Annotated in this window: 1 protein-coding gene; it reads left to right on the plus strand. The window is 70.5% G+C overall.

Translation table 11 applies throughout. From position 1 onward, the window contains the following. Positions 1 to 304: hypothetical protein (locus ACFHPP_RS31440; protein WP_437167141.1), on the plus strand; the 304-nt coding region annotated here is incomplete at its 5' end. Positions 305 to 315: the final 11 nt, after the last annotated feature.

Genomic DNA, 315 nt, shown 5'->3' on the forward strand with positions numbered 1-315 from the left:
CATCAAGGCCTTCCAAAGCTTCTACGGGGCGCCGCTCCAGACGCAGGCCCTGGTGCGCCGGAACAGCGGTGGCGGCGCGTTTTCCGTGGTTGCCGGTTCGGCGCTTCGCCGCAGCGAAGCGCGCGCCGCGGAGGCCGAGGCCTTGCTCCGCGACTGCGAGGGGCGCCTCGCCGCCATGGAGGCCAGTACCTTCTGGCGCACCAGCAGTCCGTTCCGCAGCTATCTCGCAGCCAATCCACGCATGCGGACAGCGATGAAGCAGGTCCTGCAGCCGGTCTGGCGAGGGCTGCGCCGCCTGAGGTGACAGCGGCCGTG

The sequence above is a fragment of the Falsiroseomonas sp. E2-1-a20 genome, from assembly GCF_051433195.1.
GTDB lineage: Bacteria > Pseudomonadota > Alphaproteobacteria > Acetobacterales > Acetobacteraceae > Falsiroseomonas.